This is a genomic window from Haloechinothrix sp. LS1_15, assembly GCF_033042135.1.
Lineage (GTDB): Bacteria > Actinomycetota > Actinomycetes > Mycobacteriales > Pseudonocardiaceae > Haloechinothrix.
The window spans coordinates 301,030-326,489 of record NZ_WBXM01000002.1; the positions used below are offsets into that span (position 1 = coordinate 301,030).

The 25,460-nt window shown below is 69.3% G+C and carries 23 protein-coding genes; 12 read left to right on the forward strand and 11 right to left on the reverse strand.

Going from position 1 to position 25,460, the window contains the following annotated elements; genetic code table 11:
• Window positions 1-111: 111 nt before the first annotated feature.
• From F8178_RS04205 to F8178_RS04230, 6 genes are all read left to right on the forward strand, one after another.
• Window positions 112-1,206: a sn-glycerol-3-phosphate ABC transporter ATP-binding protein UgpC gene (locus F8178_RS04205; RefSeq protein ID WP_317493291.1), complete on the forward strand. Its 1,095-nt coding sequence runs from the start codon at window positions 112-114 to the stop codon at window positions 1,204-1,206.
• 111 nt (window positions 1,207-1,317) lie between these two features.
• Entirely contained in the window at window positions 1,318-2,631 is a 1,314-nt protein-coding gene (locus tag F8178_RS04210) for an ABC transporter substrate-binding protein (protein WP_317493292.1), read from the forward strand.
• Window positions 2,621-3,661, forward strand: a complete 1,041-nt coding sequence (locus F8178_RS04215; RefSeq protein ID WP_317493293.1) for a sugar ABC transporter permease — start codon at window positions 2,621-2,623, stop codon at window positions 3,659-3,661. Before F8178_RS04210 ends, F8178_RS04215 begins: the two co-directional genes overlap by 11 nt.
• The gene (locus tag F8178_RS04220) at window positions 3,658-4,548 is read left to right on the forward strand and encodes a carbohydrate ABC transporter permease (RefSeq protein WP_317493294.1); all 891 of its coding nucleotides are present in this window, start codon (window positions 3,658-3,660) and stop codon (window positions 4,546-4,548) included. Before F8178_RS04215 ends, F8178_RS04220 begins: the two co-directional genes overlap by 4 nt.
• Window positions 4,549-4,599: 51 nt before the next feature.
• Window positions 4,600-6,288: a glycoside hydrolase family 13 protein gene (locus F8178_RS04225; RefSeq protein WP_317493497.1), complete on the forward strand. Its 1,689-nt coding sequence runs from the start codon at window positions 4,600-4,602 to the stop codon at window positions 6,286-6,288.
• Window positions 6,285-7,697: an alpha-amylase family glycosyl hydrolase gene (locus tag F8178_RS04230; RefSeq protein WP_317493295.1), complete on the forward strand. Its 1,413-nt coding sequence runs from the start codon at window positions 6,285-6,287 to the stop codon at window positions 7,695-7,697. Before F8178_RS04225 ends, F8178_RS04230 begins: the two co-directional genes overlap by 4 nt.
• A gap of 43 nt (window positions 7,698-7,740) precedes the next feature.
• Here the strand turns inward: F8178_RS04230 and ald are convergent, their stop codons facing one another.
• The 4 genes from ald to F8178_RS04250 all read right to left on the reverse strand — a co-directional run bounded on the left by ald (window position 7,741) and on the right by F8178_RS04250 (window position 11,392).
• The gene (gene ald / locus F8178_RS04235) at window positions 7,741-8,856 is read right to left on the reverse strand and encodes an alanine dehydrogenase (RefSeq protein ID WP_317493296.1); all 1,116 of its coding nucleotides are present in this window, start codon (window positions 8,854-8,856) and stop codon (window positions 7,741-7,743) included.
• A 137-nt stretch (window positions 8,857-8,993) separates the two neighbouring features.
• Entirely contained in the window at window positions 8,994-10,571 is a 1,578-nt protein-coding gene (locus F8178_RS04240; protein WP_317493297.1) for a helix-turn-helix domain-containing protein, read from the reverse strand.
• Window positions 10,572-10,574: 3 nt separating this feature from the next.
• On the reverse strand, window positions 10,575-11,021 hold the full coding sequence (locus F8178_RS04245) for a VOC family protein (protein ID WP_317493298.1): 447 nt from the start codon (window positions 11,019-11,021) through the stop codon (window positions 10,575-10,577).
• On the reverse strand, window positions 11,018-11,392 hold the full coding sequence (locus tag F8178_RS04250; RefSeq protein ID WP_317493299.1) for a PadR family transcriptional regulator: 375 nt from the start codon (window positions 11,390-11,392) through the stop codon (window positions 11,018-11,020). Before F8178_RS04250 ends, F8178_RS04245 begins: the two co-directional genes overlap by 4 nt.
• A gap of 69 nt (window positions 11,393-11,461) precedes the next feature.
• On the opposite strand from F8178_RS04250, the gene F8178_RS04255 reads away from it, so the two are divergent.
• Together F8178_RS04255 and F8178_RS04260 are read left to right on the forward strand one after the other, a co-directional pair.
• Window positions 11,462-11,854 (forward strand): VOC family protein, encoded by a 393-nt coding sequence (locus tag F8178_RS04255; protein WP_317493300.1) that lies wholly within the window; start codon window positions 11,462-11,464, stop codon window positions 11,852-11,854.
• A 116-nt stretch (window positions 11,855-11,970) separates the two neighbouring features.
• On the forward strand, window positions 11,971-12,867 hold the full coding sequence (locus F8178_RS04260; protein WP_317493301.1) for a thioesterase family protein: 897 nt from the start codon (window positions 11,971-11,973) through the stop codon (window positions 12,865-12,867).
• Between the two features lie 137 nt (window positions 12,868-13,004).
• Here the strand turns inward: F8178_RS04260 and F8178_RS04265 are convergent, their stop codons facing one another.
• The 5 genes from F8178_RS04265 to F8178_RS04285 are packed head-to-tail and all read right to left on the reverse strand — an operon-like array spanning window position 13,005 to window position 18,611.
• Window positions 13,005-14,066, reverse strand: coding sequence for an LLM class flavin-dependent oxidoreductase (locus tag F8178_RS04265; RefSeq protein ID WP_317493302.1), 1,062 nt, complete (start codon window positions 14,064-14,066; stop codon window positions 13,005-13,007).
• A 24-nt stretch (window positions 14,067-14,090) separates the two neighbouring features.
• Window positions 14,091-15,536, reverse strand: coding sequence for an aminobutyraldehyde dehydrogenase (locus F8178_RS04270; RefSeq protein WP_317493303.1), 1,446 nt, complete (start codon window positions 15,534-15,536; stop codon window positions 14,091-14,093).
• A 26-nt stretch (window positions 15,537-15,562) separates the two neighbouring features.
• Window positions 15,563-15,832, reverse strand: coding sequence for a hypothetical protein (locus F8178_RS04275; RefSeq protein WP_317493304.1), 270 nt, complete (start codon window positions 15,830-15,832; stop codon window positions 15,563-15,565).
• 5 nt (window positions 15,833-15,837) lie between these two features.
• A complete protein-coding gene (locus tag F8178_RS04280; RefSeq protein WP_317493305.1) occupies window positions 15,838-17,340 on the reverse strand; it encodes an FAD-binding oxidoreductase in 1,503 nt (500 codons plus the stop codon).
• Window positions 17,337-18,611, reverse strand: coding sequence for a (Fe-S)-binding protein (locus F8178_RS04285; protein WP_317493306.1), 1,275 nt, complete (start codon window positions 18,609-18,611; stop codon window positions 17,337-17,339). Before F8178_RS04285 ends, F8178_RS04280 begins: the two co-directional genes overlap by 4 nt.
• Before the next feature lie 135 nt (window positions 18,612-18,746).
• On the opposite strand from F8178_RS04285, the gene F8178_RS04290 reads away from it, so the two are divergent.
• On the forward strand, window positions 18,747-19,499 hold the full coding sequence (locus tag F8178_RS04290; RefSeq protein WP_317493307.1) for an FCD domain-containing protein: 753 nt from the start codon (window positions 18,747-18,749) through the stop codon (window positions 19,497-19,499).
• 131 nt (window positions 19,500-19,630) lie between these two features.
• Window positions 19,631-20,326: a hypothetical protein gene (locus F8178_RS04295; RefSeq protein ID WP_317493308.1), complete on the forward strand. Its 696-nt coding sequence runs from the start codon at window positions 19,631-19,633 to the stop codon at window positions 20,324-20,326.
• Between the two features lie 60 nt (window positions 20,327-20,386).
• Here the strand turns inward: F8178_RS04295 and F8178_RS04300 are convergent, their stop codons facing one another.
• Both F8178_RS04300 and F8178_RS04305 read right to left on the reverse strand, forming a co-directional pair.
• Window positions 20,387-20,863, reverse strand: a complete 477-nt coding sequence (locus F8178_RS04300; protein WP_396344974.1) for a hypothetical protein — start codon at window positions 20,861-20,863, stop codon at window positions 20,387-20,389.
• Between the two features lie 84 nt (window positions 20,864-20,947).
• Window positions 20,948-21,526: a TetR/AcrR family transcriptional regulator gene (locus F8178_RS04305; protein WP_317493310.1), complete on the reverse strand. Its 579-nt coding sequence runs from the start codon at window positions 21,524-21,526 to the stop codon at window positions 20,948-20,950.
• Window positions 21,527-21,745: 219 nt separating this feature from the next.
• Here F8178_RS04305 and F8178_RS04310 point away from each other — a divergent pair, with 219 nt between their 5' ends.
• On the forward strand, window positions 21,746-23,359 hold the full coding sequence (locus tag F8178_RS04310; RefSeq protein WP_317493311.1) for a carboxyl transferase domain-containing protein: 1,614 nt from the start codon (window positions 21,746-21,748) through the stop codon (window positions 23,357-23,359).
• Window positions 23,360-23,361: 2 nt separating this feature from the next.
• Entirely contained in the window at window positions 23,362-25,458 is a 2,097-nt protein-coding gene (locus F8178_RS04315) for a biotin carboxylase N-terminal domain-containing protein (RefSeq protein ID WP_317493312.1), read from the forward strand.
• Window positions 25,459-25,460 lie beyond the last annotated feature (2 nt).

Genomic DNA, 25,460 nt, shown 5'->3' on the forward strand with positions numbered 1-25,460 from the left:
TCGGTTTAGCAACGAAGGTACACCGTGGTGATCCACCCAGCCGGGGGATGGGGTGCGCGGGCCGCTCCGGCGTGCCTTCGCGGTGTCGGTGCTGGTGAAAGGACCGCGTTCATGGCCATCGTGAGCTACGACAAGGTGACCCGGACCTACCCTGGTGCGGATCGCCCCGCGGTGGACGGCCTCCACCTCGATATCGACGACGGCGAGTTCCTCGTCCTCGTCGGCCCCTCCGGCTGCGGCAAGTCCACCAGCCTGCGCATGCTCGCCGGGTTGGAGGACGTCGACGCCGGAACGATCTTCATCGGCGACACCGATGTCACGGACCTGCCACCTAAGGATCGCGACATCGCCATGGTGTTCCAGAATTATGCGCTCTACCCGCACATGTCGGTGGCCGACAACATGGGATTCGCGCTCAAGATCGCCAAAGTGCCCACCGAGGAGCGTCACCGCCGCGTCCTCGAGGCGGCGAGGCTGCTCGACCTGGAGGACTACCTGGACCGCAAACCCAAGGCGCTGTCCGGCGGGCAGCGGCAACGGGTCGCGATGGGTAGGGCGATCGTCCGCCAACCACGGGTTTTCCTGATGGACGAGCCGCTGTCCAACCTGGATGCGAAGCTGCGGGTGCAGACTAGGACGCAGATCGCATCGCTGCAACGCCGACTGGCAGTCACCACGGTCTACGTCACCCACGACCAGGTGGAGGCGATGACCATGGGCGACCGGGTTGCGGTGCTCGACGACGGGGTGCTGCAACAGTGCGCCCCGCCGCGGGAGCTGTACGACCGGCCGGCGAACGTGTTCGTGGCCGGGTTCATCGGCTCACCCCGGATGAACCTCGGGCAGTTCCGCCTCACTGGCGACGTCGCCGAGCGTGGCGCCGCCCGGGTCCCGATCGGCAGGGTGGCGAGGCACGCGGCGGCCGCAGAGGGCGCCACGACCGTGACCGTGGGCGTGCGCCCCGAGGCGCTGGAGCTCACCGGCTCGGGCGACGGGGCGTTCCCTGCCGAGGTGACCCTGGTGGAGGAGCTCGGCTCGGACGCCTACTGTCACGCCGTCCTCGACGACCCGGCCGAGCCGATGGAGCTCATCGCCCGGCTCGATCCCCGTGCCGTACCGGCCGCTGGGCAACGGGTGCACCTGCGGATACGCCCTGAGGAGGTGCACGTGTTCTCCCCGACCACAGGGGACCGCCTCGGCGGCTGACGGCCCCGCGCATCGCACGGGCCGCGGGTACGCGACCACGCCCGCACGCGCCCGATACCCGCCCCACCGCGCGCATCCGCGGGGATGCGCGCCCGACGTAAGGAGACATCGGTGATCAGCAGGACATTCCGGCGAACCGCGGGCGCGGTGACAGCGACGCTGGCGGTCACACTGGCGGCCTGCGGCCCAGCTGGCGAGGGCGGTAACGGCGACGGCCAGCCGGAGGCAGGGGAGTTCGAGGGCCGTGGCCCGATCAACTACGTGGCAGGCCGGGACGTGACCGGCACGATGCAGGACATCATCGACGAGTGGAACGCCGAGAACCCCGACGAGGAGGTCACCTACGTCGAGCTGCCCGAGGACCCGGATTCGCAGCGGCAACAGATCATCCAGAACGCCCAGACACAAGCCGACACCTACGGCGTGATCAACGTCGACAATGTCTGGACCGCCGAGTTCGCCGCCAACCAGTGGCTCGAACCGCTGCCGGAGGACGAGTTCCCGGTCGACGAGATGCTCGAACCGGTGGCCGAGACCGCCCGCTACCAGGACCAGATGTACACCGTCCCGTTCTGGACCGACGCCGGGTTGCTGTACTACCGCACCGATCTGCTCGACGAGGCAGGTATCGACGAGCCACCGGCGACCTGGACCGAGCTCGAGCAGCAGTGCGATCAGGTGCTGCGACTTCCCGAAGCCGACGGCGTTTCCTGCTACGCCGGGCAGTTCGAGAAGTACGAAGGGCTGACGGTGAACTTCGCCGAGGCCGTGCAGTCCGCGGGTGGCGCCGTCACCGGTGAGGACGGCACCCCCACGGTGGACACCGCCGAGGCGAGGGAAGGCTTGCGGTTCCTCGTCGAAGGGTTCGAATCCGGACTGATCCCCGAAGCCGCGATCACTTACCAGGAAGAGGAAGGGCGGCAGGCATTCCAGGACGGCAACCTGTTGTTCCACCGCCAGTGGCCGTACCAGTACGCGCTGGCCAGCGCCGACGACGGCTCCAGCGACGTCGCGGGGGCGTTCGATGTCGCCCCGTTGCCCGGCGCAGACGGCCCCGGCTCGTCCAGCCTGGGCGGCTGGAACCTCGGCGTCTCGGTGTTCGCCGAGAACAAGGCCACTGCGCTGGACTTCGTCAAGTACATGACCAGCAAGGAGAACCAGCGGCGCAACCTCGAGGACGCCACGTTGGCCCCGGCCTACGCCGAGCTGTATGAGGACCCCGAGCTGGTCGAGGAGTTCCCCTACCTGCCGGAGCTGCGGGAATCCATCGAGAGCGCGGTGCCGCGGCCGAAGGTGGTGCGCTACGGCGACGCCACCGCCGCCATCCAGGACTACGCCTATGCCGCGATCACCGGTGACGCCGACCCGGAGCAGGCCCTTTCCGGCTTGCAGGAGCGGCTCGAGGAGATCACCGGTGGGCAGTGAGACGACCGTACGGCGGCCTCACCCGGCCCGGACGGCCGAACCGTCCGGGCCGGGTGAACCGGGGCGCACCGCGCGCAAGCGCCGGTCGGAGTCGATGCGGCTCGGCACCCTCCTGATCGCTCCCACTGTGCTGGTGCTGGCGGTCGTGGTGGCTTTCCCCACCCTGGACGCGATCCGGATGTCGCTGTTCGGCCAACCAGGGCTGGACCCCGACACCGGGTTCGTCAGCGACACCGAGCCGTTCGTCGGCCTCGATAACTACGCGACGATCCTGACCGACGCGGGCGCGCGCTTCTGGAACGCCTTCGCCAACACGGTGTTCTTCACCATCACCTCCGTGGCGCTGGAGGCGGTGATCGGGGTGTGCATGGCGCTGATCATGCATCAGGCGCTGCGTGGCCGCGCGCTGGTGCGGGCCAGCATCCTCATCCCGTGGGCCATCCCCACCGCGATCGTCGCGCTGCTGTGGCGGTGGATCTTCAACGCCGACGGGATCGCCAACGCGCTGCTGCCTGGCCGCGTGCTGTGGACCACCGAAGGGATCCAGGCCATGGTGGCGGTGATCGTCGCCGACGTCTGGAAGACCGCGCCGTTCGTAGGGCTGCTGGTGCTCGCCGGGTTGCAGCTCATCCCGAGGGAGACACACGAGGCGGCCAAGGTCGACGGGGCTGGTGCCTGGCGGCGCTTCTGGAGCATCACCCTGCCGCTGGTGAAGCCCGCCCTGCTGGTGGCGTTGCTGTTCCGCATCCTCGACGCGCTACGCGTGTTCGACATGCCGTACGTCCTTATCGGACCGAGAAAGTCTTCCGTCGAGACGCTGTCCATGCTTGCCCACGACGAGGCATCCAACGTGCGGTTCGGTTCCGGCGCAGCCTACGCGGTGCTGTTGTTCCTGTTCGTGGTCCTGGTGGCTTTCGCGTTCGTCAAGCTGCTCGGCGCCGATGTGGTCGGTGACGCCGAGCCGAGGCCGACCAGGCGCGCCCGAAGGAAGGCACGCGCCCCGCGGCGGGCAGAAGGGAGCGAGCCATGACGATGCTCGCCCGACCCGAGACGCCCCGGCACGCCCCGACAAGCGCGCCCGTCCCGAACAGGAGGCGGAAGCAGCGACGGTGGCCGCTGCGGCTCGCGGTGACCGGGGTGGTGGTGTTCTGTCTCGCCCCGTTCTTCTGGATGGTGGTCTCCAGCCTGCGGCGTTCGGCCGACATCTTCGACAAGACGCCGGTCCCCACACCGGTGTCGCTGGAGAACTACGCGGCGGTGTTGCACCCCTCGCAGGGGTTCCTGCGGTCGCTGCTGAACAGCCTGATCGTGGCGGGAACCACCACCGTGCTGGCGCTGGTGATCGCCACGCTCACGGCGTATGCGATGGCGCGGCTGGACTTTCCGTTCAAGCGGCTCGTGCTCACCGCGATTATCGCGACCTGCATGTTCCCGGTGGTCTCGATCGTGGTTCCGCTGCTGAAGCTATTCACCAGCTGGGGCTGGATCAACACCTACCAGGCGCTGATCGTGCCCAGCATGTCGTTCGCGTTGCCGCTGGCGGTGTGGATCCTGACGGCGTTCTTCCGGCAGATCCCCGCCGAGCTCGAACAGGCGGCGATGATCGACGGCTGCACCCGGAGCCAGGCCTTCCGGAAGGTGATCTTGCCGCTGGCCGCGCCCGGGGTGTTCACCACCGCGATCATCACGTTCATCACCGCGTGGAACGAGTTCATCATCGCGCTGACCATGACCAACCGCGCGTCGATGGAGACCGCCCCGGTGGCGATCTCGAAGTTCGTCGGGGCGACCGAGTTCGAGATCCCCTTCGGCAGCCAGATGGCCGCCGGCGTGGTGGTCACCGTCCCCCTCGTCGTGCTGGTGGTGGTGTTCCAGCGCCGGATCGTCGACGGGCTGACGGCGGGTGCGGTCAAGTAATCCGGATCCGTGCCGAGCAGGCACGGCAGTCAAGGAAGGAAACACGTGTCCATGGAGCACAGCGCGCCCGACGGCGTGACGCGGTCACCGTGGTGGCGTACCGCGGTCGTTTACCAGGTGTATCTGCGCAGCTTCGCCGACGCCGACGGCGACGGCATCGGCGACCTGGCTGGGCTGCGGTCCCGGCTGGACCACCTCGCCGACCTCGGTGTGGACGGGATCTGGCTTAACCCCTGCTACCCCTCCCCGCAGGTGGATCACGGCTACGACGTGGCCGACTACACCGGCATCGACCCGGTCTACGGGGACCTGGCGGAGTTCGACGAGCTGGTGGCCGCCGCCCACCGGCGCGGGCTGGCGGTGCTGATGGACCTCGTCCCGAACCATTGCTCGACCGAGCACCCGTGGTTCCGCGAGGCATTGGCTGCCGGTCCCGGATCGGCCGAGCGGGAGCGGTTCCTGTTCCGCGACGGCAAGGGCGAGCGCGGCGAACTGCCGCCGAACAACTGGCAATCCTGCTTCGGCGGTCCGGCGTGGACGCGGGTGACCGAGCCGGACGGTAGTCCCGGCCAGTGGTACCTGAACTTCTTCGACTCCACGCAGGCGGATTTCAACTGGCGTCACCCGGATGTGGTGGCGCTGTTCGACGAGGTGTTGCGGTTCTGGTTCGACCGCGGTGTGGACGGGTTCCGGATCGACGTGGCACACGGGCTCGTCAAACATCCCGCGTTGCCGGACTGGCACGGCACCGGCTACAACACGCTCGGTTGGGACCGGCCCGAGGTGCACGAGATCCACCGCCGGTGGCGGCGGATCACCGAGTCCTACGCGCCCGAGCGGGAGCTGACGCTGGTCGGGGAGGTGTGGGTGCCCACGGTGGAGGCGCTGGCCGCCTACCTGCGCCCCGACGAGCTGCCGCAGGCGTTCTTCTTCGACCTGCTCGAACAGCCGTGGCACGCGGTTGCCTGGCGTGGCTCGATCGACAGGGCCTTCACCGAGATCGGCGCCACCGGCGCCACCATCACCTGGACGCTGGCCAGCCACGACGTGCACCGGGCGGTGACCCGCTACGGCATCGTGCGTCCCGAGGAGCTGCCGGAGGGTGTCGACCCGAACGTCGAACGGATCCGGCCGAAGGGCGATGTGGACACAGTCCTCGGTGAGCGTCGGGCGCGGGCGGCGGCCCTGGTGCTGCTGGCGCTGCCCGGCTCGCAGTACCTGTACCAGGGCGAGGAGCTGGGGCTTCCTGAGGTGTCGGATCTGCCTGAGCACGCTCGGCAGGACCCCGGCTGGATCCGCACCGGCGGGGCGGATCCGGGCAGGGACGGCTGCCGGGTTCCGCTGCCGTGGACCGCGGAGGCGCCCAGCTTCGGGTTCTCCCCGCCTGCGGCGGCCGAGCCGTGGCTGCCGCAACCGGAGTGGTTCGCCAAGTACGCCGTGTCCGAGCAGCTGGGTGATGCGAACTCCACCCTGGAGCTGCACCGCGCGGCGCTGCGGCTGCGGCGAGGGATCCCCGGCTTCACCGGCGACGAGTTCCGCTGGATGGATGCGCCAAGGGACGTGTTGTTCTTCGCGCGTGGCGGCGATGTGGCCTGCGCGCTCAACTTCGGCGGTGAGTCGTTCCCGCTGCCGCCCGGCGCCGAGGTGTTGCTCTCCAGCGCGCCGGTGCGTGAGGGGCACCTGCCTGCGGATACCGCCGTATGGCTTCGGATGGAGATGATGACGAAGGGTGGTGGATGATGTCGACACGACGACGATCGATCGCCGCGGCGCTGGCAGCGCTGCTGGCGACGCTGCTGGTGATGTTGCTGGCGCCTGCGGGATCCCTTGGAGCGCCCGATTCGGACAGTCCCGCGCTGGAACGTTCGCGAGCCAACGATCACCAGGTGCGGGCGTGGTCGAAGGACGCGGTGATCTACGAGGTGAACGTCCGGCAGTACACCGAGGAAGGCACGTTCGAGGCCTTCGCCGAGCACCTGCCCCGGTTGGAGGAGCTCGGTGTGGACATCCTGTGGTTCATGCCGATCCATCCCATCGGGGAGGAGAACCGCAAGGGCACGCTGGGGTCGTACTACTCGGTGCGGGACTACCGGGGCGTCAACCCCGAATTCGGTACCAAGGAAGACTTCGGTGACCTCGTCGAGCAGGCCAAGGACAGGGGTTTCAAGGTCATGATGGACTTCGTGCCCAACCACACGGCGTGGGACCACCCGTGGGTGGCGGAGAACCCTGACTGGTACATGCAGGACGAGGCCGGCGAGATCGTCCACCCGCCGGGTACCGACTGGACCGACGTCGCCCAGGTGGACTGGGACAACCGCGAACTGCGCGCGGCGCTGATCGACGCCATGCGCTACTGGGTTCGGGAGTTCGACATCGACGGCTACCGGGTGGACTTCGTCGGCGGGGTGCCGGACGACTTCTCGCGGCAGGCGCGCAAGGCGCTCGACCGGATCAAGCCGGTGTTCATGCTGGCCGAGGACGAGCAGAAGACCCACCTGCTCAAGCGCGACTACCACGCGAACTACGCGTGGTGGCTGTTCCACACCATGACGCAGGTGGCAGGCGGTGAGGCCAGCGCGGGCGACGTGCGGGAGTACGTCGACTGGATGCAGGACACCTACCCGAAGGGTGGCTACCCGATGACGTTCACCAGCAACCACGACGAGAACTCGTGGAACGGCACGACCAGGGAACTGTTCGGTGAGGCCGAGCACACCATGGCGGTGCTGACGTTCGCGTTGCCGGGGATGCCACTGATCTACTCGGGGCAGGAAGCGGGGCTCGACCACCGCCTCGAGTTCTTCGAGAAGGACGAGATCTCCTGGGACGACCTGTCGATGCAGGACTTCTACGAGCAGCTGGTCGACCTGAAGAAGGGCAACGAGGCGCTGTGGAACGGCATCGACGGCGGACCGGCGGAGTTCCTGCCCGCCTCGGACCCGGACACGCTGGCGTTCCAGCGGGAGAAGGGCGACAACCGGGTCGTGGTGGTGATGAACCTGTCCGGCGAGGCCTCCTCGTCGACCGTGCGGGCCGCCGACGCCGCCGGATACTACGAGGACTACTTCGCGGGTGAGCCGTTCCAACTCGGAGCCGAGCACAGCTTCGAGTTGGACGCCTGGGAGTACCGGGTATTGGTCCGGTAGCCGGATATCCCCGGGGGAGGGGAGGCCCCCGGGGTCACCGGTCTCAGTGCAGCGCGTCCTCCAACGGGGTGTAGGTCAGTGCGTGCGCGGTGGCGACGGGTTCGTTGACCAGCGCGCCCTGGTGGGTGTTGAGGCCTTTGGCGAGGTTGGCGTCGGCGCGGCACGCGGTGTGCCAGCCGTGCTCGGCGATCTGGATGACGTACGGCAGGGTCACGTTGGTCAGCCCGTAGGTGGAGGTGCGCGGTACGGCGCCTGGCATGTTCGCCACGCAGTAGAACACCGAGTTGTGCACCCGGTAGGTGGGCTCGTCGTGGGTGGTCGGTCGGGAGTCGGCGAAGCAGCCGCCCTGGTCGATGGAGATGTCGACGAGCACGCTGCCCGGCTTCATCCGCTCGACCAGCTCGTTGCTGATCAACTTCGGTGCCTTCGCGCCAGGTACCAGGACCGCGCCGACCACCATGTCGGCTTCCAGCGCGGCCTGCTCCAGCGCCAGCGAGTTGGAGGTCACGGTGCGGATGCGGCCGCCGAACTCGTGGTCGATCTCGCGGAGCTTATCCACGTTGGTGTCCAGGATCTCCACGTCGGCACCGAGTCCCAGCGCCATGCGGGCGGCGTTGAGGCCCGCCACGCCGCCGCCGATGACCACGACCCGGGCCGGGTGCACGCCGGGGATCCCGCCGGGCAGGATGCCGCGCCCGCCGCTGGGCCGCATCAGGGCGTGCGCCCCGACCTGCGGGGCGAGCCTGCCAGCCACCTCCGACATCGGGGCGAGCAGCGGCAATGCCCCGGACGGTAGCTGCACCGTCTCGTAGGCGATCGCGGTGGTGCCCGCGTCGAGCAGCCGCTCCGTCAGCGCGCGGTCGGCGGCGAGGTGCAGGTAGGTGAACAGCACCTGGTCGCTGCGCAGCAGGGGGTACTCGTCGGCGATCGGTTCCTTCACCTTCAGGACCAGCTCGCCCACCGACCAGGTCTCTTCCGCGGTGGCCAGGACCTTGGCCCCTGCTGCCAGGTACTCGTCGTCGGCGATGGACGAGCCGAGCCCGGCCTCGCACTGGACGAACACCTCGTGACCGCGTTCGGTCAGCTCGCGGACCCCGGCCGGGGTCAGCGCGACCCGGTACTCGTGCTTCTTCGTCTCGCGGGGAACGGCGATGCGCACAACGATCTCCCAAGTTCGTTCCGTGGTGTACTTGACACCACGATGAACCTGCCCAGGCCCCGTGTCATCGTGTTGCCTCGACAATGTTCACCGTGATCGGTGGTTGTGACGGAACAATACGGTCCCCGGGATGGTGATCAGGACCAGCGCAGCGTGATCAGCTGCACCAGCAGCGCCAGCCGGGTGTCGGCGTCGGCGAGGTCCAGCTCCGTCAGGGCCAGTAGTTTGCGCATCCGGTATCGCAGGGTGTTCGGGTGGATGCTCAGGTCGCGGGCGGCGGCGCGGGGATCGCCCTGGTGGCGCAGCCAGGCGTAGAGGGTGTCGACGTAGTCGGTGTTCCTGCTCGCGTCGTGTTCGCGCAGCACCTGCAGCGGGCCAAGCGCCACCGCCCCCGTGCCTGCCGTGGCGGTACCGGCGCGGTGCAGCGCCAGCGCGGTCCACACGTCCTCGAAACCGGTCACCGCGTCGGCGACCAGCCCGGCCCGTACCAGGCCGAGCGCTTCCTCGGCCTCGGCTCGCGAGCGCGCCAGCTCGCCGACCGCTGCCGCGGTGCCCGCCGCCGCGTGCAGCCACCCTTGCGCGCAGCCGGGCTCGGCGGCCAGCTCCTCCCGCAGCGCCGCCCAGCCACCCGCGCCGCCGGTGTCGGGCACTACCAGGTACAGCAGCCCGCCGAACTCGGTCGCCCTACTCTGGTTGCCGATCCCCGAGGACAGCCGCTCCAGCAGCGCCAGCCGCAGCCCTTCGGCGTCGAGCTCCCGGTCGGCGTCCTCGTGGCTGCCGCCGGTGGCCACCGCCACCACGCGGTGGTCCACCTCGGCCAGCCCCAGTTCGGCCAGCGCCCGGCGCGGGCTGGCCCTGCCCTCCAGCACCGCCCGCAGCAGTTCGGCGTTGGCGTGCCGCTGGGTGTTGGCGTGGGCGCGCCTGCGCAGCAGGTGCACCGCGACCACAGGTGCGGCGTCGGCGAAGGCCGCCGCGCGCTCCTCGGAGACCGGCCCGTCGACCACCGCCCACATGGAGCCGAGCAGCTCGCCGCCCATCCGGATCGGCACGATCAGCCTGGGCAGCGTGCCGTCCTTCTGTTCGGGCACGTAAATGGTCTGCCTGCCCCTCGACAGTTCCCGGAACACCCCGCGGGAGCGGAACCGGGCCAGCACGTCGTCCGGGATGCGGCGCCCCATGATCGTCGACACCCGCGCGGGGTCGGTCAGGTCCTGCCGCGCCGAGTAGGCCAGCACCCGCGAGTTGATGTCCTCGATGGTGACCGGTGCGTCCACCACCGAGGCCGCCGCGTCGGCCAGCCTGAACAGGTCCGCCGCCTCCGGCTGGTGGTCCTCGCCCGCGTCGACCTCGTCAGCGATGGCGTCGAGCACGGTGCGCAGCAGCCACACCAGCTGGGCCCACGAGGTGTCGGTGTGCACCTCGATCAGCCCGATCCCTGCGGCCCGCACCGCCTTGCGCACCTCGGCGTCCTGGGCCAGCCGTGGCTTGCACAGCACCGCGGCCGCGTCGTGGTCGCCGCACGCGTGGATCAGCTGGACGGCCTCGTCCACCGCGTCGCCCAGCACCGCCAGCACCAGGTCGCCCGCGGCCACCCTGGTGTGCGGGGCGCTCTCGGCGATCACCACATCCCCCACCGGGCGGTCCTCGTCCGGCAGGGTGATGGCGTGCAGCAGTGTTGGCCCGACGCGGTTGACCACGCTTCGCACCGAGAACACCGGCTACACCTCCCGTGGCGCGCGCGCCTGGATCTCGTCGGGGGTGAGTTGCTCGCGTTTGGTGGCCAGCGCCCACCGGTAGCCGAACGGGTCGACGACGCGCCCGTACCGCTCCCCGAAGAACATCTCCTGCACGGGGCTTTCCACGGTCGCGCCCGCGAACACCGCGCGGCGCGCGAGGTCGTCCGGGTCCTCGGTCTCCAGGGTCAGCAGCATCGGGGCGCCGCCGAGCGTGGTCGCCGACAGCGCGTCCAGTTCCGGGATCTCCTCGCTGATCATCAGGCGGGCATCGCCTGCGGCGAGCTCGACGAACAGCACCGTGCCGTCGGGCAGCCTGTTGCGGAACAGCTCTACCGCGCCGAAGGCGGCGCGGTAGAACTCCAGCGCCGCGGCGATGTCACCGACGAAGAGGTGTGGCGTGAGGCCGAGGGGGCGTGCCGGTGGGTTCATGCGGAGCGGTCCTTCCACTGCCCGGTGCCGTCGAGGAGCCCGGCGTCCGCGGCGGCCTGCGCTAGCCGCGCGTGCAGCGCGGCCTCGCGGCGTGCCACCTGCCAGCCCTGCTCGGTGAGGCGGTAGTAGCGGCGGCGCGCGTCGTGCGGGGCGTCGCCGGGGTCCTCGGGCCCCGGCGCCTGTTCGACGAGCCCATCGGCGACCAGCCTGCCGAGTGTGCGGTACAGCGTGCCCGGCCCGATCTGCACCGAGCCACCGGTGAGCTCACTAATGAAGCCCATGATGCGGTACCCGTGTGCTTGCCCGCTCGCGAGGGCGAGCAGGACCTGGAACGCCGCCGGTGTCACGGGCGGGGCGTTGCGGGTTCCCATGCCCCGAGCGTACACTCCGCGCTAGATATATCCGGTGTGGATATATCCGGATTCGATAGGAGAAGCGGCATGGCGATCAACGGGGTCAGCAAGGTGGTCATCGGCGTGGCCGACCAGGACCGGGCCGTCGCGTTCTGGACGGGCACGCTCGGGTTCCGGATGAAGGTCGACATGCCGTACGACGACGAGGGGCGCCGGTGGATCGAGGTCACCTCCCCGGACGGCGCGACCGAACTGGTGCTCAGTGCCGCCCCGGAGGACCGGCCACGTCCCGCGGCCCGTGAGGAGCTGCCGACCTCCAACGTGTTCTTCTACGCCGACGACATCGAGCGGACCTACCGGGAACTGTCGGAGCTCGGCGTGGACTTCCCCGCGCCGCCGACCCGGCAGCCGTGGGGCTGGTGGGCGATGTTCGCCGACGGGGAGGGCAACCGGTTCGCGCTCGGTGAGCGGGGTGACTGACCGGGCCGCGAGACGGCTCACCGGTGGGCATGCTCACAGACCATCGGTATCCCGGAGGGCTCCGCGCGATACTCGCCACGGACGGCATATCCGGGAGGGGATCGATGGTGACTGGCGTGACGACGGACGGGACCGAGGCGCCGCACGTGTTCCACTGCCCGCTGCGGTGGTCCGATATGGACGCGGCGGGACACGTGCACAACGTGGCGTTCCTCCGGTACCTCGAGGAAGCGCGCATCGACATGCTCGGCGTGTGCGCGGGCAAGCTGGGGGCGGAGTCGCTGGTGACCGGTGCCGTCGTGGCGCAGTTGCGGATCGACTACCGGCGCCCGCTGGCCTACCGGCCCGACCCGGTACGCATCGACGGCTGGGTGTCCCGCATCGGCAACTCCTCCTACGATCTCGTGCACGACATCGTCGATGGCGAGGCGCACTACGCGCACTCCACGGCCACCATCGTGGCCTACGACCTCACCGAGGGGCGGCCACGCAGGCTGTCCGAGCGGGAGCGGGCCGCGCTGGGCGAGCTCGGTCACCCCGGTGCCGGTGAGCAGGCCACCGGCCACGCACGGGCCGCGCGGCCCCGCGGCGACGACGCGGTAGCGGCCGAGGCGGCTGGGGCGGCACCGCACCGCCACCGGATCCAGCTGCGCCGCGCCGACATGGACGCCTACGGGCATGTCAACAACGTCGTCTACCTGACCTACATCGACGAAGCCCGCCAGGAGATGCTCGCCGGTCTCGGCCAGTCGGGGGACCTCAGCGAGAAGCTCGTCGTCGCCGACCACACCATCACCTACCTCACCCCGCTGGTGTACCGGCCGGGGCAAGTGGAGGTCACCTCGACCGTGCAGCGGATCGGGGAGTCGTCGTTCACCCTGCAACACGAGGTGCGCGACGAGACGACGAGCTACTGCCGCGCCACCTCGGTGCTGGTCGCCTTCGACCCCGTCGCGGGCATCTCGCGGGCCATCACCCCCGCCGAACGTGCCGAACTCACCCGGCTGAGCTGACGGCGCACCCGGCTGGGGTGGGGGGTGGGGCTGAACGTGACGTTCAGCGCCGTAGACGGAACGGACGCCACGTTCGGCTCGCGGGCGATCACCGATGCGGAACGTGCGGTGCTCGCCCGGGTGCGCTGACCGGCACTTCAGGCTGGTTGCGCCTCGAAGGCCGGCATCACCTGGTCGTGGATCAGCTGCAGCTGCTCGCTCATGGTCAGCACGCCGGGCAGCTCCATCCCGGAGAACGCCTTGACCAGGGCGGTGTCGGTGATCGCCAGGATCAGGTGGTTGACCCCGGTCGAGATGATCTCTGACCTGATCTTGTCGGCGCACTCCTCCGGTGTGCCAGCCACCGAGAGCCGGTCGGCCAGCTCCGGCGGGGTGAGCTCGAAGGCCCTGGCGATCTCGCCCTGCCCGACGGCGGTGACGATGTCCACCAGCTCGCTGGGGTTCACATTGTTGCGCTCGAGCTGCTCGACCGGCATGGCCGAGGCGTAGAGGCCCACCATCGCCCTCGCGGCGTCCTTCGCCGCCTGCGAGTCGGGTCCCGTGGCGAACACGATCCACGCACCGAGGTCCAGCGAGTCGGCGTCGCGACCGGCGCGCTCGGCACCGGCGCGCACGTTGTCCACCATGTACTGGTAGGCCTGCTTGGTGTAGCTGAGCGCGTGATGTACGCCGTCGCTGATCTCCCCGGCCACCTGGAAGGACTTCGGCCCGCGCATGGCGCCCAGCTTCACCGGTACCCGCTGCTGAACCGGGCGGGCGAAGCTGAACAGGCCGCTGTAGGTGAAGAACTCGCCGTCATAGGTGATCGCACCGTTGTCGAGCATGGTCCGCACCACGTGGTGCGCTTCCTTCAACCTGCTCAGCGGTTTGGTCTTGGCCCAATTGATGCCGTACTGGGCCAACAAGCCGAAATTGCCCGAACCGAGCACGCACTCGGCGCGGCCGCCGGTCAGCTCGTCCAGGGTCGCGGTGGCTTGGGCGATCAGTGTGGGCTCGCGCAACGTGATCGGCGACAGGCTCGGCCCGAAGCGGATGTCCGTGGTCTCGCGGGCCGCTGCCGCGAAGAGCAGCCACAGATCCTTGTGCCAGGTCTCGTCGGCGGCGTAGCAGGCGTAGTACCCGAGCCTGTCGGCGAGTTTGATCGATTCGATCGTCTCGTCGAGCGGGTAATCGGGCAGCATCACGTAACTGAACTTCATGGCTGCTCACCTTCAGTGTTCTCGCTATGATTCTAAATTGGACATGACATGCTTGACTCGGGTGTAGTCCTCCAGCCCGTACATCGACAGGTCCTTGCCGTAGCCGGAATGCTTGAACCCGCCGTGCGGCATCTCACCTACCAGGGGGATGTGCGTGTTGATCCACACGCAGCCGAAGTCGAGCCCCTTCGACATCCGCAACGCCCGGCCGTGATCGGTGGTCCACACCGACGACGCCAGGCCGTACTCGACGTCGTTCGCCCATCGCAGCGCCTCGTCCTCGTCGGTGAACCGTTGCACGCTGATGACGGGGCCGAAGATCTCCTGCTGCACCGCCTCGTCGTGCTGCTGCAGCCCGGAAATCACCGTCGGGCCGTAGAAGTAGCCGCGATCACCGACGCGCCCGCCACCGTGGTGCAGCCTCGCGTGGTCGGGGAGCCGGTCGATGAAACCTGCGACCTTCGCCAGCTGGTCGGCGTTGTTCAGCGGACCGTAGTCCACATCGGGCTCCGCACCGGTAGACGTTCCCGCGGCCTGCTCGGTCAGCGCCGCGACGAGGTCGTCGTGCACGCGTGGGCCGGCGAGTACCCGGCTCGCCGCGGTGCAATCTTGCCCGGCGTTGAAGAAGCCCGCCGCCGCGATCCCCTCGGCCGCGTCAGCGAGATCGGCGTCGTCGAACACGATCACCGGGGCCTTCCCGCCGAGTTCCAGGTGCACCCGCTTGAGGTCCTCTGCCGCGGCGCGCGCGACCTCCCGACCGGCCCGCACGCTGCCGGTGATCGAGGCCATGTCGGGTATGCGGTGCGAGAGCAACGCCGCGCCGGTGTCGCGGTCACCACAGATCACATTGAACACCCCGGGCGGCAGGAACTCCGCGGCCAGCTCGGCCATGAACACCGTGGACACCGGCGTGGTATCGGACGGCTTGAGCACCACCGTGTTGCCCGCCGCCAGCGCGGGAGCGAACTTCCACAGCGCCATCAACGCCGGGTAGTTCCACGGGGTGACCTGTGCGCATACCCCGACCGGCTCGCGGCGCACCCACGAGGTCAGCCCCGCCATGTACTCGCCTGCCGCCCGGCCCTCCAGCACCCTGGCAGCCCCCGCGAAGAACCGCAGCTGCTCGAGCAGCATCGGCAGCTCCTCCTGGCGGGTGAGCTCCAGTGGCTTGCCGGTGTTCTCGCATTCCAGGCTCAACAGCTCGTCCTGGCGCGATTCGATCGCATCGGCGAGCCGGTTCAGTGCGAGCTGGCGCTCGGCCGGGGTGGTCTCCCGCCACGTCTCGAACGCAGCTCGCGCGGTGGTCAGTGCCTTGTCGACATCCTCCTGGCCGGATACCGGTGCGGTGCCGAACGGCTCGCCGGTGACCGGGCTGATCAGGTCTGCCGTCTTGCCGCTGGCCGCGTCGACGTGCTCGCCGCCGACGAAGTTGCGTACCGTCCGCGTTGTCGTGGTCGTCGTGGAGGCCATCGCCCCTCCCGTGGTCGTGGGTGTCCTCAGCCGGGTTGCCCGGCGTCGAGCTCGTCGAGCAGTTCCTGACCCGAGATGACCTCGTAGGTCCAGTGCCGGTGCATCCACTCGAGGTGATCGGTGCGCGAGGCCGCGATCCGCAGCGTGTCCCAGTTGGGGAACAGCTGCTGGGCGACGTGGACGCTCATCAACCTCGGATCCACCTCGAAGATGTGCTCGAAGCGTTCCACGGCCACATCGCTCACCTGCCGTGCCGGCGGTGGGCTGTGCTGCTCCTGGTAGCGGTAGCCGGCCACGTCCATCACCTCGTCCCGTACGCCCGGTCCAGCAAGTACTTGCCGGGATTCATGATGTTGTTGGGGTCTACAGCCCGCTTGACGTCGAGCATCACGTCGAAGGCGTCGCCGAGCTCGACCGGCACCAGGTCGACCTCGCCTTCACGGCAGGCACCGTGGCAGGCGCTGATCGACCCGCCATAGCGCACAGCTACCTCGGCGATGTCGCGCTTGGCCTTCACCCAGGCCGCCCACGACTCGTCGTCGAGTTCCTGCTCCCAGATGCCGACATCGATCTCGGTCAGGTAGTCCACACCGGTGGCGGCGCTGGTGTAGGCGAAGATCCCCCAGTCGTCGAACATGTCGAACCGCTCCCGCAGGTCGTCGATGATGCGGTGCCACTCCAGCCGCACCTGCGGCAGCTCCGTCCAGTTGATCGCGGCGTCCTCGCAGTGCCAGCTCATCGGCACCACCTGCCCGGAGCGCACCCGGCCGTGCAGCGGGGTGGCGTAACGGTCATGCCGCGCCGCCCAGTCGCCGTGCGAGATCTCGTCGCCGAGGTATCGGCCGCCTGCGTCGCGCACGATCCGCATCAGCCGCTTGCCACCGGCGCGCACCTCGTCGGCGTTGCCGTAGGCCACGGTGCACACCAGCGCCCGCACGTCCGCAGGTTGCGGGATGTAGGCCTCGTCGTCCCGGCGCAGGTAGTCGACCTTCCACTCGTCGAACAGCACCGCGCCGGCGAAGGTGGCGACCCCGGCGTGAGCCGCTTGCCGTACCGCGCGGTGGGCGGAGTCGTAATCGGGAAACGCCCAGAACGGTGAGAGCTCCGCCTCCGGCTTCGGGAACAGCTTCAGCGTGGCCTCTGTGGCGATGCCGAGCGTGCCCTGGTGGCCCATGAACAGCTGCTTGAGGTGGAACCCGGTCGAGCTCTTCGACACCTTCGGCCCGCCGCCATCGCCGAGCCGGATGATCTTGCCGGTCGGCAGCACGAACGTGAAGCTGAGCACCAGGTCACGGGTGTGCCCGTAGCGGGAACCGATCAGCGACCAGCCGCTGGTGCCGATGCGCCCGCCGACCAGCGAGCACGGGTACGACGCCGGATCGTCCGGGTACAGCAGCCCGTACGGCGCCAGCACCTCGTTGAGTTTGAGCATGTTGATGCCTGCGCCAACGGTGCAGGTGCGGTTGTCGGTGTCGATCTCCTTGACGTCGTTCATCCGCTTGACGTCGATGACGATGCCGCCCCGCTCCGGGACGGCGCCGTCGGTCAGCCCCGTGCCGCCGTCCCGCGGTACGACCGGGACGCGGTGCGCGTTCGCGATCCGCACCACCGCGGCGACCTCCTCGGTGCTGCGCGGGGTCACCACCAGGCCGGGGACGCGTTCGGACCACCGGTGAACCGGGAACGGAGCAGGAACCCGGCACCGGTTGTAGCGGGCAGTTCTCGATGTCAGCACGGATTCCGCGCCGATGGCGTCGACCAGTTCGGACAGCACGCGGTCCGGCAGTTCGGGGGCGATGGTCATGAGTGCGTCCTCCCGCCGACCTCGATGCCGAGCGACTCGGCGAGCAACTCGTGGATGTCGACCACGTCGATCGAGCGTTCCTGCCCTGCCTCGGACAGCGGTCGCTCAGACCACGGGCACGCCGACACCAGCGTGTCCACCTCGAGCGCTGCGGCCTTGTCGAGGCGGTTCTGGCTGATCTTGGCGGCGATATCGGGGCGCTCGATCGGCAACCCGCCGCCCGCGCCGGAGCAGTAGGACCACTGCGTCACCCGGTCGACATCGTGGAAGGTCAGCCCCGGGATCGCGCGCAGGATCTGGCGCGGCTCTTGCCAGATCCCCTTGCGCTTGTTCAGCCGGCATGGGTCGTGGTAGGTCACGGTGCGCTCAACCGGTACCGAGGGGGTGAGCGTCCCCTCGGCGATCAGCTCGGCCAGCAGCTCGATCACCAGCACGACCTCGATGTCGAAGTCCTCACCGAAGAATGCCGGGTAGTCTTCGGTGAAGGTGATGTAGTCGTGCGGGTCCAGCACCAGCACCCGCCGCACCCCTGCGGCGCGCCAGTCGGCGAGGTTGTGCTCGGCGAACCGCCGTGCCTGCTCCCGGTAGCCCATCTCCGCGGCCGGTCCGCCGCAGCACCACTGTTCGGTCATCAGACCGAACTCGTAATCAGCGCGCTGCAGCAGCTGTGCGACCGCGCGCGGCACTGAGGTGCGGTAGAAGGCTGCCTCGCAATCGACGAACAGGATGGTCTCGCCGCCGATGGGCAGGTTCAGTCCCTCGGCCCAGTCACGCACGTGCTCCTGGCTGACCGGGACCTCGCCGAGCACCGGTTCGTGGCTGCGCTCGTCGGTGAGCTCGTTCCAGCGATGGTAGCCGGGCTGCTGCACGCCGTTGTCCACCGCGAGCGCTCGCATCTGCTTGACCAGGTCGACGGTGCGCACGCGGAACCGGTAGAAGTCGCCGGTAAACAGCGTGTTCGGGCAGCGCAGCTCGCAGGCCCCGCACTGGGTGCAGTGCACGTAGTCCTCGGCGACGTCGGAGATCGTGAGGTTGCCCTGTTCCATCGCCACGACGTTGGCGTGGAAGGCGGTAGGGGTATGGTTCTCGTTGCGCGTCACCTGCATCACTGGACAGACTTCACGGCAGAACTTGTGGCCTGAGGAGAAGCAGTTGTACGCAGCGTTGCGCCACTCGGAGAGGAACTCGAGGGTGACTGGGGAGTGTCCATTTCCCTCCTGATGAGCCGGTTCGGTGGTGGGTCCGTTATCCCGTTGCGGGACCTCGGTCATGGTCTGCCTCCAGGACGGTGGGGGCTGCGCGCTGGGCACCGCCTCGTGCGGCAGCGGGATGGTGGCCGGTGATGTAATCTACGTCACAACATTAAACATATGGTTTTATATCTCAAGAGGCAAGGGATTGTTCGGGTGAACGACAGCAGCGCCACCACCGGTCCCGGGCGGCACGTGATCTTCGCGCCGGTTGCCGGGGGCGCCAGGGTGGACGTCGTCGCTCGCCGGATCAGCGAGGCCATCGCGCTGGGCCTCCTCGCAGACGGCGAGCAGCTGCCGAGCGAATCCGAACTCGCGGTGGCGCTGAACGTCTCAACGGTGACGCTGCGCGAGGCGCTGTCCTCGCTGCGGCAGCAAGGATTGGTGGAAACCCGGCGGGGGCGCGGTGGCGGCAGCTTCGTGCGGGCCCCAGCTGATGCCTCCATCGCCAGGCTTCGCCGGATGCTGCGCGAGTACGGCGTGCACGAGCTACGCGAGATTGGCGACCACCACGTCGCCATCGCAGGCACCGCCGCGCGACTGGCAGCCGAGCGCGCCTCGGCCGATCACCTGACACGGCTGGAGGCGCTGATCAGCGAGCTCGCCGATGCCGGGTCCGTCGGTGACCGCAGGCGAGCGGACGGCCGGTTCCACATCGAGATCGCCGCCGCAGCGCAGTCGACCCGGCTGACGCGGCAGGAGATCGATCTGCAAGGTGAGATCGGCGAGCTGCTCTGGCTCCCGTTCGGCGAGGCCGTGCAGCGCGAGGAGGTGGTCGCGCAGCACAAGGAGATCCTCGCGGCGATCGCCAGCGGCGACGGCAAGCGGGCACGGGAGTGCACCGAGCACCACATCGAGCAGGCGATCGCGCGACTTATCCACTTTCACCTTCAGCTTGCCAAGCGTTGACCGCTACCCTGTGAGGGATACGTATGTGGTGACAGAGATCACAGTTCCGGGTCGGGTTCGTAGCGTGAGCAACCAGCGGGGTAGTCGTGGGCAACGTTCAGCCTGTCGATCAGCGAGACACCGTCGAGCGGGTGAGCTCGGTGATCGATGCGGTGTTCGCCGGGGTCGACGCGCTGCGGAGGCTCACCGTGGAGGTGCATGAGCGCGCCGCAGGCGAAGGGCGGCTGCCAGGTACCGCGGACTTGGCCTCGATCCGGCCCACCGTGTTCCAGCACCTGGCCAGCGGTGTGCCGGTGATCTCCGGGACCGGGGTCATCGCGGCGCCGGGTTCGCTGGCCGACCGCCCCCGCTGGCTCGAATGGTGGCGCACGCCACGGGGTTCGGCGGCACCGCGGCCACTGACCGTCGATCTCGACCCACACCACATCGGTGGCTACGAGTACACGTCGACGACCTGGTTCGACAAACCACGGCGCACCGGGCAGCGCGTGGTGGTGGGGCCGTATGTCGACTACGCGGGTACCGACGAGTACATCCTGACGTTCTCCTGCCCGATCCGGAGCGCGGAGCGCTTCCTCGGCGTGGCCGCCGCGGACGTTCGCACCTCGGATCTCGAGGCGATGATGTTGCCGCTACTCGACGCGGTGGCTCCGGTGTGCCTGCTGGTCAACGCGACGGGCCGGGTGATCACCTCCAATACCGTCGACGCGATCGCGGGTGCGCTGGTTCCGGAGCGGCTGCGCCGTAGCAGCCGGATTCCGGTGGCCCAGGACGGGACGCCGTGCGAGGGACTGCCGTGGTATCTGATCTGGATCAATGGTGAATGAACGTGCCGTTCACTCCGTCTACGGCGCCGGACGTCACGTTGAGCTCCCACGCCTGCCTGCCTACCGGCGCAGGGCGTCGACGATCCAGGGGGCGATCTCGATGTCGCGGTCGAGGCATTCGTCGGCGAGCCTGCTGGTCCAGCGCAGAGCCTGCAGGACGAGGCTACTGATCTCCTCGGGTGCGGCGTTGGCCAGGGCGATCTCCACCTGCTCCTTGGCGTCGGCCGGTTTGCCGTGCACCTCGGCGAGCAGCGTGCGCACGGCGGTGCGGATCGGCGGGTCGGCGGCGTCGATCGACACCTCGGTGCCTGCCTCGTCGAACACCTGGACCCGCACGGGAGTGGCGCCACCGTCGCCCAGGGCGGCGACCATGGCGCTGCACTCGGCGAAGAGCAGCGTCACCAGATCGCGGGTGCACTCCGCATCGACCTGTGTCAGCGCGTCGGTGTCCGTTCCGGCCCTGATGGCGACCAGCGCGCGCTGCGCCTGGTCCACGAGATGGGAGCGACCGGGATGATCAGCGTTCACGAGTCCTATCAAACACGAGGTTCGGTACGGATGGGTAGGGGCAGGGAGGTTATTCACCTTCCGATCGACATCCCGCGCGCACCACGGGCACGATCAACCCTCCCGCGCAGCGTACAGCGCCCCCATCGCGAGCTGGTACAGGAGTTCGGCGAGCTCGTCGCTGCCGAGGTAGCGGTTGTGTGGTGTCGAGTTGAGCAGCCCGAACACCGCATGCGCCGCCGACCGCGCGCGCTGCTCGGTCAGCCCAGGTACGGCGTCGGCGATCGCGTCGACCCATATCTCGACGTATCGCCGCTGTAGCGTGCGTACTCGCTTGCGGTCCTCGTCCCGCAGGTTGCCGAGGTTGCGTTCCTGCACCGTGATCAGCGCCGGGTTCTCCAGCGCGAAGTTGGTGTGGAACACGACGAGCTCGGACAGCACCTTGCTGGGATCCGCGGCCGCCGCTGCCCGGTCCCTGCCGCCTTCGAGTAGGCCCTCGCTGATGGACACCAGCATCTCGCCGAGCATGGCGTCCTTGCTCCGGAAGTGCCGGTACAGTGCGGGCCCCGAGATGCCCACGGCCGCGCCGATATCGTCGATTCCCACCCCGTGGAAGCCATGTGTGGCGAACAGTTCCGCCGCCGCGTCCAGGATCTGCTCCCGGCGCGTCAGCGTGCGCTGGTCGCTGGTCACCCGGATCACCTGCATCACCTCGTGCGCGTGTCCTACCCGCCCACCCGGCGAGCGCTGTGGTGCGCGCCCGCCTCGCCTGCGGGACACTCGCGGGTGCGCGCTGCCCCTGCCGATGAGGGCTGGACCTACTCGGTTAGTGGATACTAACATCGGTAGCGCGGTTAACGGTTACTAACGAAGATCACGCGGTAGGGACCTCTGGACCGAGGGGATCGCACGATGGACGCAGTCACACTGGGCACCGCGGCTGACCCCGCATCCCAGGCCTACCAGCGCAATGCGGCGGAGCAGACCGCGCTGGTGGCGGATTTGACCGAACGGCTCGAACGGGTGCGGCAGGGTGGTTCGGAGAAGGCGCGGACCCGCCATGTCGAGCGGGGCAAGCTGCTGCCCCGCGACCGGGTGGACGCGCTGCTGGACACCGGCTCGCCGTTCCTGGAGCTGGCCCCGCTGGCCGCGGAGGGCCTCTACGACGGCGAGGCGCCGTCGGCGGGCATCATCACCGGCGTCGGCCGGGTCAGCGGCCGCGAGTGCGTGATCGTGGCCAACGATGCCACCGTCAAGGGCGGTACCTACTACCCGATGACGGTGAAGAAGCACCTGCGCGCCCAGGAGATCGCGCTGCACAACAATCTGCCCTGCCTCTACCTGGTGGACTCGGGCGGGGCCTACCTGCCCGCGCAGGACGAGGTGTTCCCCGACCGCGAGCATTTCGGCCGGATCTTCTACAACCAGGCAACCATGTCCTCCCGTGGCATCCCGCAGATCGCCGCGGTGCTCGGCTCTTGCACCGCTGGCGGGGCCTACGTCCCCGCGATGAGCGACGAGGCGGTGATCGTGCGCAACCAGGGCACGATCTTCCTCGGCGGGCCGCCGCTGGTGAAGGCCGCCACCGGGGAAGAGGTCACCGCGGAGGAACTCGGCGGGGGCGACGTGCACGCCGGCTCCTCCGGGGTCACCGACCACCTCGCCGTCGACGACGGCGACGCGCTGCGCACGGTGCGCTCGATCGTGGCCACGTTCGGCCCCGCAGAGCAGTCGCCGTGGGAAGTCGCACCCACCGAGGAACCGGCCGCCGACCCCGGCGAGCTCTACGGCATCGTGCCGACCGACCCGCGAACCCCCTACGACGTGCGGGAGGTCATCGCGCGGGTCGTCGACGGCAGCAGGTTCACCGAGTTCAAGAAAGAGTACGGCACCACGCTGGTCACCGGCTTCGCCCGAGTGCACGGCCACCCGGTGGGCATCATCGCCAACAACGGCGTGCTGTTCTCCGAATCGGCCGCCAAGGGCGCGCACTTCATCGAGCTGTGCGACCGGCGCCGCATCCCGTTGCTGTTCCTGCAGAACATCACCGGTTTCATGGTGGGAAAGGCCTACGAGGCGGGCGGTATCGCCAAGCACGGCGCCAAGATGGTCACCGCGGTGGCCTGCGCCAGGGTGCCGAAACTGACGGTGATCATCGGCGGTTCCTACGGTGCCGGTAACTACTCGATGTGCGGGCGCGCCTACTCGCCCCGGTTCCTGTGGATGTGGCCCAACGCGCGCATCTCGGTGATGGGCGGCGAGCAGGCCGCCTCGGTGCTGGCGACGGTGCGCCGCGACGCCGTCGAAGCACGCGGCGAGCAGTGGTCGGCCGAGGACGAGGAGGCGTTCAAGGAACCCATCAGGCAGCAGTACGAGCAGCAGGGGCACCCGTACTACTCCACCGCGCGGCTGTGGGACGACGGGGTGATCGACCCCGCCGACACCCGCACGATGGTCGGCCTGGCCCTGTCGGCTGCGGCCAATGCCCCCCTTGACCCTGTCGGCTACGGCGTATTCCGGATGTGACCATGACAGACTTCGGTTCCCCAGCAGGGACCCTTCGCCGGGGCGAGACGCTGCACACGGTGCTGGTCGCCAACCGTGGCGAGATCGCGGTGCGCGTCATCCGGACGCTGCGCCGGATGGGCATCCGCTCCGTCGCGGTGTACAGCGACGCCGACGCGCACGCCAGGCACGTGCACGAGGCCGATGTCGCGGTGCGGGTCGGCCCGGCGGAGGCCCGCAAGAGCTACCTGTCCATTCCGGACATCGTGCGCGCCGCCGAGTCCACCGGCGCGCAGGCGGTGCATCCCGGCTACGGCTTCCTCTCCGAGAACCCCGCCTTCGCCCGCGCCTGCCGCGAGGCGGGGCTGGTGTTCGTCGGCCCGCCCCCCGAGGCCATTGAGACCATGGGGGACAAGATCACCGCGAAGGCCACCGTCTCGGCCGCGGGCGTTCCGGTGGTGCCCGGCATCGCGGGCACCCCGGAGGAGCTGCTCGACCGCGCCGCTGCCGAGGTCGGCTGTCCGATGCTGCTCAAGCCATCGGCCGGTGGCGGTGGCAAGGGCATGCGGGTGGTGCACGAGGCAGGCGAGTTGGCCGAGGCCATCGCCTCGGCGCAGCGGGAGGCGCGCGCCGCCTTCGGCGACGACTCCCTGCTGGCCGAGCGCTTCGTCAGCACCCCACGGCACATCGAGGTGCAGGTGCTGGCCGACGCCCACGGCACGACCGTCCACCTCGGCGAGCGCGAGTGCAGCCTGCAGCGGCGGCACCAGAAGATCATCGAGGAGGCGCCGTCGGCGTTGCTGGACGCCGATACGCGTGAGCGGATGGGCGCGGCCGCGGTGGAGGCGGTGCGCGCGGTGGGCTACGTCGGTGCGGGCACTGTGGAGTTCATCACCTCCGGCGACGCTCCGGGCGGCTCGGGGGACGGCGGGGCTGGCGAGTTCTTCTTCATGGAGACCAACACGCGGCTCCAGGTGGAGCACCCGGTGACCGAGCTGGTGACCGGCATCGACCTGGTGGAGTGGCAGCTCCGGGTGGCCGCGGGGGAGCGGCTGCCGTTCACCTCGGCCGATATCGCCATGACCGGTCACGCCGTGGAAGCCCGGATCTACGCCGAGGACCCGGCACGGGGCTTCGTGCCCACCGGCGGCACCGTGCTGGCCGTGGCCGAACCGCAGGGGACCGGTGTCCGGGTGGATTCCGGGATCGACGCGGGCACCGTGGTCGGCTCGGACTACGACCCTATGCTGGCCAAGGTCATCGCCACGGGCCCGGACCGCACCACCGCGCTGCACCGGCTGGACCGCGCGCTGGCTGACACCGCCGTGCTCGGGGTGGGCACCAACGTGCCGTTCCTGCGCGGGTTGCTGGCCATACCCGAGGTCCAGTCGGGCGAGCTGGACACCGGCCTGGTGGAGCGGGTACTCGACGAGGTCACCGCTCCCGCCACCCGCGAGGCTCCGGCGGAGTTCTTCGCCGCGGCCGCGTTGGACCGGCTACTGCAACTGTGGCCCGCTGGCGGTGTGGTCGACCCGTGGACGATCCCGACCGGCTGGCGACTGGGCGGGGCGGGCGGCACCACGTTCCTGCTGCGCTCCGGCGAGATCGAAGCAGAGGTGCACGTGCGGGGCGAGCCGGCCGACGCGCTGGTGAGGGTCGGCGACGGCGAGGCGGTGGTCGCCCGCGCGTTCTGGAACGGCTGGCGCGCGGATGAACCCGGGATTCTCGAACTGCGCTACGCCGGGCAGGTGCAGCGCTACCGCCGCGCCCTCGGCCCGGAAGGCAGGTTGTGGCTGGCCCGCGAGGGGCGGTGCGTGCCCTTCGACGACCGCCCGCGACTGGCCGTGGCCCACGCGGGCGGCCCGGAGGCAGGTCCGGTCAGCAGCCCGATGCCCGGCACCGTCATCGCGGTCAAGACCGAGCTCGGCGCGCCGGTCACTGCCGGTGAGGCGCTGATGATCGTGGAGGCGATGAAGATGGAGCACACCATCACCGCCCCGGTCGACGGGGTGGTCAGCGAACTGCACGTCACCGCGGGGCAACAGGTGGCGCTGGATGAGCCGCTGGCGCTGGTGACACCGGACGGTGAGGCAGGCGGCGACATCCCCGGCGAGACGTGACG